General features: G+C 70.1%; 7 protein-coding genes. All 7 read right to left on the bottom strand.

Annotated elements, in window-relative coordinates; all coding sequences use genetic code 11:
• Positions 1 to 2,399: 2,399 nt before the first annotated feature.
• Positions 2,400 to 2,687 carry a hypothetical protein gene (locus ABD879_RS16355; protein ID WP_345022271.1) on the bottom strand — a complete coding sequence of 96 codons (288 nt, stop codon included), beginning with the start codon at positions 2,685 to 2,687 and terminating at the stop codon, positions 2,400 to 2,402.
• A gap of 402 nt (positions 2,688 to 3,089) precedes the next feature.
• Positions 3,090 to 3,680, bottom strand: a complete 591-nt coding sequence (locus tag ABD879_RS16350; RefSeq protein ID WP_345022270.1) for a phospholipid scramblase-related protein — start codon at positions 3,678 to 3,680, stop codon at positions 3,090 to 3,092.
• 197 nt (positions 3,681 to 3,877) lie between these two features.
• A complete protein-coding gene (locus ABD879_RS16345; protein ID WP_345022269.1) occupies positions 3,878 to 4,498 on the bottom strand; it encodes an LURP-one-related family protein in 621 nt (206 codons plus the stop codon).
• A 99-nt stretch (positions 4,499 to 4,597) separates the two neighbouring features.
• Entirely contained in the window at positions 4,598 to 5,386 is a 789-nt protein-coding gene (locus ABD879_RS16340) for a TetR/AcrR family transcriptional regulator (RefSeq protein WP_345022268.1), read from the bottom strand.
• Positions 5,387 to 5,476: 90 nt separating this feature from the next.
• Positions 5,477 to 7,102 (bottom strand): chaperonin GroEL, encoded by a 1,626-nt coding sequence (gene groL, locus ABD879_RS16335; RefSeq protein WP_345022267.1) that lies wholly within the window; start codon positions 7,100 to 7,102, stop codon positions 5,477 to 5,479.
• 395 nt (positions 7,103 to 7,497) lie between these two features.
• The gene (locus tag ABD879_RS16330) at positions 7,498 to 8,112 is read right to left on the bottom strand and encodes a nucleotidyltransferase domain-containing protein (RefSeq protein ID WP_345022266.1); all 615 of its coding nucleotides are present in this window, start codon (positions 8,110 to 8,112) and stop codon (positions 7,498 to 7,500) included.
• 115 nt (positions 8,113 to 8,227) lie between these two features.
• Positions 8,228 to 8,506: a MoaD/ThiS family protein gene (locus ABD879_RS16325; protein ID WP_345022265.1), complete on the bottom strand. Its 279-nt coding sequence runs from the start codon at positions 8,504 to 8,506 to the stop codon at positions 8,228 to 8,230.
• Positions 8,507 to 8,576 lie beyond the last annotated feature (70 nt).

The following is an 8,576-nucleotide window of genomic DNA, read 5'->3' as shown; positions in this document are numbered from 1 at the left end:
AAAGGCACTGGCTTTTAACACGCTGTTGAGTTCTCAAGAAACGGACACCCACCGCACGGTTCCCGCTTTCGCGTTCCCCGCCCCGGGGCGACTCTTTTAATCTACCAGATCCGATCGGGCTGTCAATTTCCCGGTCTTTTCCGGTAACCGCCCCTCCGTCACCGCTTTCGCGGCGCCTTCCGGACGGCCGTGCTATTTCATCAGATCCGGCCCGATTGTCAAAATCGAGCTGTTCCCGATGCCGCCACACGTGCGCCCACGACGGAGACGGCATGCGCCGGTCCGCTGTGGAGTACGGTGGTGGATACCCCCGGGCCGACCGCCCTTGGCGTTCGTTTCCCCGTGGGGCGAAGAGAACAGTATGCCCACGAGGGGCCTTCGTCAAACCGATCGACGCACTTGCCCCGCACGTGTCGCGCGTCCGGGCCTTCTACCAGTACGAATGCCCGCAGATCGGGATGGTCACGGTTTGGCTACGTCCCCACCGGCGAACGGAACACTCGGATGCGCAGCTGCGCTGACCGAGTGGTCCCGGCTCGTAGTGGCGGACGACTTGGCGCGGTGGGTGGCCGAACACCGCGCTGTCACTTGAGTCGGTTCACCACGTAACGGCGTCGGCAGGGGGCTGCGTCGGAGACGGAGCGGCCACCGCCCCGGCCCGCTCGCAGATGGCGACGGCGACGCCGCGGAGCCGCGACAGACGGCGGACGTTCCGGCTGCCGCCCTACCCGCACCCGAGATCAACCACGGGCAGAAGGTCATCCACCGGACACGGCCCAGGTTTGTCCGGTGGATCCTGGCGGCCGCGCGCCCCCCCGATACAGCCGCTCTGCCGACACCGCAACGTGCTCGAACACCACACCAACCGCCCCGAATCGAGGCGCGGCAGCGCCATGCGCCACGCCAGACCCACCTGTCGCCATCGAGCCGAAGCACCCCGGCCACCACGCCGCTGCGGACCCACCATGATCTACCGGACACGTCTTAGGCGTGCTTCGACGTGAGGTGAACGTTGCCATGGCATCGCCGCCGCGATTCCGGTCCGGGGCGGCAGGCCCGGCACCGGTAGCGACGGAGCAGACGCCGATGGCCGCCACGCCATGGAGTAGGGCGTCAAGCGCCTCTAGGCCGTGTTTCAAAGTAGGTGGAGCCAGAGAAGAGCCAGGTAGCGGCCAGCGAGCCTGACGTGGCGGGTGTTCACGGCCCGGTGGCGCTCGGGGCGGCCGCGGCCGTACCCGACGGTATCGCTGCTGCCGCCGGGCCTGGTCTCCCGGGGATCATGGCGGCGACACCACGGCGACGCCCGCCGCACTTCGAAACACAGCCTAGGGCCTGTCCGGTGGATCATGGTGGGCCCGCAGCAGTGCGGCGACCAGGGCGATCCCGACCACGTTGCGGTGTCGGCAGGGTGGCCGCATAGGCGACGGGCGGGGGCCGCCATCCCGGCCCGGCCGCACATGACGGCGGTGAAACCGCAGACTCGCAGCACGCAGCGGACGACCCGGCCGGCGCCCACCCGTACTCAAGAGCTGGATGCCAAGATCCGCCGGACATGGCCTAGGGCGTGTTGTCAAAGTGTCATGGCCACATCGGCAGGGCGGTCGACGTGACGGCGACTCGAAAGGACTCGGCGGTCCTGCAGTGGCGCGGGTGGCGGCCCCGTGTCACCGCCCGATGCGGTCGAAGCAGCGCTCGGCGACGCCGCGCCGCCGATGGATGCGCCTGTCGAAGAGCGGCCATATGGTCCACATCGACCGACCAGCCCGCAGCCACTTTGACGACACTGCCTAGCACCACCAGGCTGGACACCCGCCACGACACGCTCACCGTGCGCCACTAGAGCATGCTTCGAGGTTGGGTCAGCGCCGTCGTGGCAGCGCCACCGCCATCCCGGTCCGGGCGACCGGGCTTGAGAGCGGCGGCCGCCCACCCGCCTTCGCCACGGCCGGCCACCGGGCCGCCATGCCATGGAGCACGGCGTCAACCAGTACGAGCGCCACCGGGGCGTGGCCACCCGCCACGACACGTCTGTGCGTCACTCAAGCGTGCTTCGAGGTTGGGTCAGCGCCATCGCGGCATCGCCGCCATGATTCCGGTCCGGGCGACCGGGGCTGGGAGCGGCGGTCGTCGACCCGCCTTCGACGCGGCCGACTGCAAGCTGCCATGGCGCGGAGTGCGGGCATCGGCGGCCTCAAACGCCACCGGGCCTGGCTGCCCGCTACGGCTCCATTCCGCTACCAGGCGTCCGTGAGATCACCGTTGTCAACGTATGGCTCCAGCTACTGCGAAAACACGGCCCAGCGGGGTGGGCGGTCCTGGTGAAACAGGAAGCCGCGCACAGGGCACAGGCTGAATTCCCGACATGCAGTGCGCGGCCGCACTAGCAGAGGGCCAAGGGGTCACGGCTTGGCCGCGTAGCCGCCGACGAAGAGAACGCCCTCGGCCGCCACCCAGATGAGGGCCGCGACGGTGAGCAGCCCGTCAAGTCGGGCGTACCTGCGGCGGACCGCCGGCACCGCCCAAGCGCCGACCGCGACGAAGGCGGCGGCGACCGCGAGCGGTATGGACGCCGCCTCGGCCATGGCGACGTCGGCCGCGCAGGTGCCGTCGCGCTCCCCGGCCTCTTCGCAGAACGCCGACTCGGCCCACCCTCCGGCCGTGGAGAAGACCCAGAGTGCGGCCAGCACGAAGTTGGCGATCGTCGGTATGGCCGGTGAAATCCACCAACCGGCCGAACGTTCGGGTGTGGCCTGCACGACCGTTAGTTACCGCGCCGTACCGCAGGCTCAAACCTCCGTTTGCCGCGACATGTCCGAGTACTCACCCCGGCCGGCCTTCGGCACGCGGCGCCCGAGGTGACTGGGCATCGGCCGTCCGACAGGTGGCGGTGTTCGCGCGCGTCGCCATGGCCGGCAACTCGTCGGAGAGGCTCCCGCTCGGCGGCCGGTCAATGCCGCGTGCGGACACATGGCGGTATCGCACGCGGGAGTGTTCTCCGAGCGGCTGATCCGGGCCGCGGAACGCTCGTAGCCGGCAAGTGGCGGCAGAGTCGGGCGGGGCGATTTCGCTGTCTTCGCGTACGTCCCGGCTCAGGTGATGTCCTTGGACTCGTGGAGCGTCATGTCCATGGCGATCGCCGTGGTCGCCGCCAGTGTCCGCAGCGGCTCCGGGACGGGGTCGTGGATCTCCACGTCGTACTTGTCGGCCGTCGTCAGCAGGTGCGTGGCCAGGCCGGCCCACTTCTTGCGGACGCGGGCGACCCGGTTGCCCTCGGTGTCGCTCACCACGAAGTTGCTGCGCGGCACGTCCACCGAGATCTCGCCGATGCGCTCGTCGGCGGCGTCGTACAGCCGGTAGACGCGGCCGACGCGCTGGGTGCGGATCGTGCCGACCAGCTCGCCGTCCGGACGCCGCACCGCGGTGAGCATCCGGCCCCGCTCCTTGTCGACGATCAGCAGCGGCTCGCCGTCCGGCGTGCTGAGCAGCACCGCCCGGGCGTCCAGTTCGGACTTGCCGGGGAACACCGTGCGGAGCCTTTCGACGCGGCCGCGTTCGCCGGTCTCGTCGGCGAGGGCCAGCACCGTGCCGTCACCGTCCATGACCTTGTACTTGGATTTGGCGAACGGGCCTCGGCGGGGCTGTTCGACTCTGAGCACCGAAGCGCCGAAGAAATCGGTCACGTGTCCTCCTGGCCTCGTCCGCGTACACCGTCCGCGATGACCGTCTCCGTCCGCGGCCGACGCGATCCGCACTGCGGTACGGCCGGGGCTGCGCGCCGGGTTCGGGGCGTGACGGTGCTTGGGCGATCCTGCCAAGGCGGGACGGCGAGGGGAACCCCCGCCGAGGGCCGAGCCGTGTTACGGCGCCGCCGCGGCGGTCAGTTGAAGTAGTCCTTCTCCTCGTAATGGATCATGTCCATCGCGAGGGCGGCCGCCACGGCGAGGTGGCGCAGCGGGTAGGGAAGCGGCCGGTAGATCTCCACGTTGTAGCGGTCGGCGGTGGTCAGGAGCTCCTTGCCGACGCCCGCCCACTTCTTGTCGACCTGGGCGACGTGCGCGCCGTAGGCGTCGAGCACCGCGAACTTGCGGCCGAGCCGGTTGCCCTTGAGTTCGCCGACGCGCCGTCCGGCGGCGTCGTGCAGGCCGTAGCGGAAGGTGTGGTCCTCCTGCTGGAACGCGCCGACCAGTGCGCCGTCGGGGTCGTACACGGCGGCGTTCTGCGAACGCCCGGGCTTGTCGACGACCATGAGCGGCACGCCGTGCGGGTCGGCGACCCGCACGGTGCGGGCGGACGCCTCCGCGCCGCCCCACAGCACGCGGGACGCCTGGCGGCGGATGGGGACGTTCTCCTCCTGCGCCTCGGCGACCAGCGTCCCGGGCCCGTCGAAGATCTTGTACTGGGATTTGGCGGCGGGCAGCCGCCGGGGCTGCTCGACGCGCAGGATGGTCGCACCGAAGAGCGCGTGCACGTGGCGCATCGTGCCGAACGCGTCCGTCATTCCCCACCTCCCGAAGGCGTCCGGTCGGCCGCGTCAACGCATCGGTACCTCATCCTGACAACGCACCAACGCCCCCGGCCGTGCCAATTCAGGACGCGCTCAGAGGGGGGTGTCTCTCCCCGCGACCTCGGCACGGGTCCTGGCGGTGGGGGCGGCCGCGGCCGGGGGGTGCTCGTCGGAGGGGATGATCGCGGCCATGCACGTCATGACGCGGTCGAGGCCGTAGTGGAAGCGCTGGTCGTCGCTCATGTGCATCTGGACCGCATCGCGGATGATGCGGCTGAACATCGGGTATTCGCCGCTGGCCAGGATGTGGTTGACGTACGCGGAGTTGCGCGCCATCACGTCCTCGCGGCTCAGGCCGGTCCGGTTGTGCTCCTCGATCCCGGTCAGCTGGTCCGCGACGGCCTGCTCGACGTAGCCGCTGAGCATCGTGTAGGCGGCGAGGATGTCGTCGATGGGCTGGCCGAAGTCCAGCGCCCGGCAGCCGAACTCGATCAGGCGCAGCTGGTTGGGGCCGAACCCGGGGCGGCGCCGCAGTCCGAGCATCCAGGGATGGCGCAGCAGCATGGCCCGCTGCCGCCCGGCCAGCAGGGTGACGTCGGCGCGCCAGTCGCCGGAGGGGCGTTCGGGCAGCTCCATCTCGCCGAGGACGCGGTCGACCATCAGCTCGATCAGGTCGGAGCGGCTCGGGACGTACCGGTACAGCGACATGGCGCCCGTGCCGATCTCGGCGGCGATCCTGCGCATGGACGCCGCGTCCAGCCCCTCGGCGTCGGCGATCCGTACGGCCGCCTCGGTGATCTGCGCCCTGCTGTAGGCGGGTCGCGGCCCCCGGGGCGGGCGTTCGGGCAGCATCCAGATGTTCACGTGATCGGTGTCCGCCACCGTCCCACCTCCCGCTGGAAAGCCTACGGGCATGCGAAGAGGGGCGGCTCCGCGGGGAACCGCCCCTCTACCGAGTCGTGCGGACCGGACTCAGAAGTCCATGCCGCCGCCGTCGGGCATGCCCGCCGGGGCCTTCTCCTTCTCCGGCTTCTCGGCGATGACGGCCTCGGTGGTCAGGAACAGCGCCGCGATGGACGAGGCGTTCTGCAGCGCCGACCGGGTCACCTTGGCCGGGTCGATGATGCCCGCCTCGAACATGTTGACGTACTCGCCGGTCGCGGCGTTGAGGCCCTGGCCCGGCTCGATCGAGCGGACCTTCTCGACCACGACGCCGCCCTCGAGGCCGGCGTTGACCGCGATCTGCTTGAGCGGCTCCTCCAGGGCGCGCTTGACGATGTTGGCGCCGGTGGCCTCGTCGCCGTTCAGCTCCAGCTTGTCGAACGCCTTGGCGCCGGCCTGCAGCAGCGCCACGCCACCGCCGGGGACGATGCCCTCCTCGACGGCCGCCTTGGCGTTGCGGACGGCGTCCTCGATGCGGTGCTTGCGCTCCTTCAGCTCGACCTCGGTGGCCGCACCGGCCTTGATGACCGCCACGCCGCCGGCCAGCTTGGCCAGCCGCTCCTGCAGCTTCTCGCGGTCGTAGTCGGAGTCGGTGTTGTCGATCTCGACGCGGATCTGGTTGACCCGGCCCGCGATCTCGTTGGCGTCACCGGCACCGTCGACGATCGTGGTCTCCTCCTTGGAGACGACGACCTTGCGGGCGCGGCCCAGCATGTCGATGGTGGTGTTCTCCAGCTTCAGGCCGACGTCCTCGCTGATGACCTGGCCGCCGGTCAGGGTGGCGATGTCGCCGAGCATGGCCTTGCGGCGGTCGCCGAAGCCGGGGGCCTTGACCGCCACCGACTTGAAGATGCCGCGGATCTTGTTGACGATCAGGGTGGCCAGGGCCTCGCCCTCGACGTCCTCGGCGATCAGCAGCAGCGGCTTGCCGGCCTGCATGACCGCCTCCAGGACCGGCAGCAGGTCCTTGTTGGCCGACACCTTCCCCTGGACGATCAGGATGTACGGGTCCTCCAGGACCGCTTCCATCCGCTCGGGGTCGGTCACGAAGTAGTGCGAGATGTAGCCCTTGTCGAAGCGCATACCCTCGGTGAGCTCCAGCTCCAGGCCGAAGGTCTGGCTCTCCTCGACGGTGATGACGCCTTCCTTGCCGACCTTGTCCATCGCCTCGGCGATCATCTCGCCGATCTGGGTGTCACCCGCGGAGATGGAGGCGGTGGAGGCGATCTGCTCCTTGGTCTCGACGTCCTTGGCCAGCTTGGACAGCTCCTCGCTGACCCGCTCGACCGCGGCCTCGATGCCGCGCTTGAGCGACATCGGGTTGGCACCGGCCGCGACGTTGCGCAGCCCCTCGCGCACCAGCGCCTGGGCGAGCACGGTGGCGGTGGTGGTGCCGTCGCCGGCGACGTCGTCGGTCTTCTTGGCGACCTCCTTGACCAGCTCGGCGCCGATCTTCTCCCAGGGGTCCTCCAGCTCGATCTCCTTGGCGATCGAGACGCCGTCGTTGGTGATCGTGGGGGCGCCCCACTTCTTCTCCAGCACGACGTTGCGGCCCTTGGGGCCAAGGGTGACCTTGACGGCGTCCGCGAGCTGGTTCATACCGCGCTCGAGGCCGCGCCGGGCATCCTCGTCGAACGAGATCATCTTTGCAGCCATAGGCTCCAGTCCTCCCGGAACAGGGTGGCCTTACGGATCGAGCCGATGCCCGCGACGGACGACCTGCCCGACGGCTGCCATTCCGCCGCCGGAGGCATGGCCTCATCGCCCCGACCCACACTGTGGGATTGTCACTCTCCACAGCAGAGTGCCAATGTTGTGTTTAGCACTCTACCTGTCCGAGTGCAAGCGGCCGACCTTCCCCCCGGCCGTACCCCGTTCACCTGCCCAGACACCATCTGACCTGCGAAAATATCGCTGCCGACGGTCGGGGCGGGGGCGCGGAGGGGGCCGTCGGCCGCCCGTCGCGGCGCGTTCGCGCAACGCTGAGCAAGGGCCGCGCGGGGCGGGGAGAGGCCGCGTCCGCCCCGCGCGCAGGCGGGCCGGAACCGCTCTCAGGACGAAAGGCGGTAGTGGCCGGTCTCGGGGGCGCGCAGCAGCGGCAGGACCTCTTCCTCCAGGCGCCGGGAGATGCGCAGCCCGTATCGCGTCTCCAGGCGGTCGCGGGCGCGTACGAAACGGGCCGCGGCGTCCTCCAGGGTCTGCGGGACGGTCTGCACTCCGAGCGGGCCCAGCAGGAATCGCGTCATCTTCAGCAGTTCGCCGCGGACGCGGTCGGACATTCCGTGGCGGCGCTTGCCGGCCAGCGACAGCGCCCAGTCCCAGAAGTGCGCGTCGATCGCGGGAAGGGTGTCGGGACCGACCCGCCACGGCGGGTTCCAGCTGCGCGGCATCTCCGGGAAGAGCAGATCGACCTTGACGGGGCCTGGGAAGATCAGCAGGTGGCTCGCGCAGTCGCCGAGCGGATCCCATTGGGCGGCCAGCGGCCCGTAGGGGGCGAGCATGCCCGGCAGGACGGCGGCGACCTCGGCGAAGTCGTCGACGGTGACGTGGAAGTCCCAGTCCGACAACTCGGTGGCGTTCCCGCGCGCCCGGGAGCCGACCAGGGTCACCTTGCGGACCATGGGGTGGCCTTCCACCGTCCGCGCGACGTCCTGCGCTATGCCCATGAAAGGCCAGTACCCGATGGCGATGGGGAAGAAGCCGGTTTTCGCGCCTTGTCCCGCGTGCGGCAAAAAGCGACCCGCGCCCGGGAGCGCCGGGCGCGGGTCGTCGTCGGTGCCGTCAGCCGCCGGCGACGGCGGGGATGATGGAGATCTGCGCGCCCTCGGGGGTCGGGGTGTCCAGGCCCTCGGCGAACCGGACGTCCTCGTCGCCCACGTACACGTTGACGAAGCGGCGGATCTTTCCGTTGTCGTCCAGGATGCGGGCGGCGATGCCGGAGTAGTTGGCCTCCAGGTCGGCCACGACCGCGCGCAGCGTGGCGCCCTCGGCCTTGACCTCCGCCTCGCCGCCGGTGTAGTTCCGCAGGATCGTCGGGATCCGGACGGACACGGTGCTCATGCTGGCTCCTCGAAGTGCTCGTACGACGGGTCGGGCGGCCGCCGGGGACGCGCGGCCGCGGCGGTGTCCG

Source organism: Actinomadura keratinilytica, from assembly GCF_039539665.1.
Taxonomy (GTDB): Bacteria; Actinomycetota; Actinomycetes; order Streptosporangiales; family Streptosporangiaceae; genus Spirillospora; species Spirillospora keratinilytica.
Note: the sequence above shows the minus strand (reverse complement) of the source record. Positions and strands in the feature narration are given on the sequence as shown.

Coding starts and splice junctions, on each gene's coding strand:
- ABD879_RS16345 (WP_345022269.1), bottom strand. CDS start 4,498: ATGACGGACGCGTTCGGCACGATGCGCCACGTGCACGCGCTCTTCGGT.
- groL (WP_345022267.1), bottom strand. CDS start 7,102: ATGGCTGCAAAGATGATCTCGTTCGACGAGGATGCCCGGCGCGGCCTC.
- ABD879_RS16330 (WP_345022266.1), bottom strand. CDS start 8,112: ATGGGCATAGCGCAGGACGTCGCGCGGACGGTGGAAGGCCACCCCATG.
- ABD879_RS16325 (WP_345022265.1), bottom strand. CDS start 8,506: ATGAGCACCGTGTCCGTCCGGATCCCGACGATCCTGCGGAACTACACC.